The 1,547-nt window shown below is 64.4% G+C and carries 2 pseudogenes; both read right to left on the bottom strand.

Annotation, left to right across the window (positions count from 1 at the left end):
• Window positions 1-1,047 (bottom strand): annotated as a pseudogene (gene pctB / locus HMPREF2924_RS14260) (methyl-accepting chemotaxis protein PctB); the annotation flags it as partial.
• Between the two features lie 234 nt (window positions 1,048-1,281).
• Window positions 1,282-1,547: pseudogene (locus HMPREF2924_RS14265) on the bottom strand (chemotaxis protein); the annotation flags it as partial.

Genomic DNA, 1,547 nt, shown 5'->3' on the forward strand with positions numbered 1-1,547 from the left:
TTCGTGGATACGCTCGACGAAGCGGTTGAAGGAAATGGCCAGCGTACCGAATTCATCGTTGCTGGTGACTTTCAGGCGCTTGGTCAGGTCGCCTTCGCCCTGGGCGATGTCCTGCATGGCGCGGCCCATGTCGGTGAGCGGTTGCATCAGTACGCGGATCAGCATGCCGAGGAGGAGGACGATGGCGACCACCGCGATCAGCGCGGCGACGATCGCCGAGGTACGCAGCTTGGTGAGCATGGCATAGGCCTTGTCCTTGTCCACCGAGATGCCGATGTACCAGTCCAGGCCGGACAGGCCCTTGACCGGAGAGAAACTGAGGATCCGAGTGTTGCCGTGCAGCTCGGCCTCGCTGAAGCCGCTGCCGATCTTCGGCGTGTTGCGTGGGTAGACGTCGCTGAGGCTCTTCATGACCTGGTCCTTGTCCGGATGGACGAGGATCTTGCCGTCGCCGCTGACCAGGAAGGCGTAGCCCATGCCGCCGAAGTCCAGCGAGTTGATGATCTTCACCACCGTCTGCAGGCTGAGGTCGCCGCCGACCACGCCGAACGGCTGGCCGCCCTGGCGCGCCGGGCTGGCGATGGTCAGTACCAGCTCGTGGATGGCCGGCTCCATGTAGGGTTCGGTGAGGGTGGTCTGGCCGGCGCTGGTGGCGGCGTTGTACCAGGGGCGGCGACGCGGGTCGTAGTCGGCCGGCAGGTCGCTGGTGGGGCGCGCGGTGTAGGTGCCGTCGGTCTGCCCCAGGTAGGTGAAGAGGAAGGTCGAGCCCAGCAGCGGCTGTTCCAGCAGGGCCTGGGTGGTCTCCGGGCTGTGGTCGCGGGCCAGGGTCTGGGCCAGGTTCTCGATCAGCAGGATGCGCCCGCTCAGCCAGTTCTGCACGTTGCTGGCGGTGATCTCGCCCATTTCGTGCAGGTAGTCCTCCAGGTCCTCGCGGATCGAGGTGCGCTGCAGGGAGTCGTTGTAGAGGGTGAAGAGGGAGAAGGTCGCGATCACCACCAGCGCGGCGGCGAGCAGGATCTTGTGACTGAACTTGAGACTTTTGATCATGGTTTCTTGCATCCGGGAGGCGCGGGCGCGCTGTCGTGAACAGCCCCAGTTGGATCGCAACTGCAAGGCTTGCCGTGTCTGTCGGCGGCAAGCCCGGAAGCTTTAGCGCAATGGATGAATGGTTTCACCGAATGCGACCTGGAGAACGAAAAAAGCGCCCGCGGGCGCTCTTCATCGGTAGGCCGGATAAACGCTTCGCGGTTATCCGGCCGGTTCGGCTACGACAGGCAGGGCTCAGATCTTGAAGCTGTCCACCAGTTGGCGCAGGCGCCCGGCCTGGGTTTCCAGCTCGCCGCAGGCGCGCAGGGTGGCCTGGAGGTTCTCCACGCCTTCCTGGTTGAGGGTGTTGATCTCGGTGATGTCCATGTTCAGCGAATCGACCACCGCGGTCTGCTCCTCGGTGGCGGTGGCCACCGATTGGTTCATCCCGTCGATCTCGCCGATCCGCCGGGTCACGCTGCTCAGGCTTTCGCCGGCACGGTTGGCGATCTCCACGCTCT

Origin of the sequence: Pseudomonas sp. HMSC063H08 (genome assembly GCF_001813645.1) — a bacterium.
Lineage (GTDB): Bacteria > Pseudomonadota > Gammaproteobacteria > Pseudomonadales > Pseudomonadaceae > Pseudomonas > Pseudomonas aeruginosa.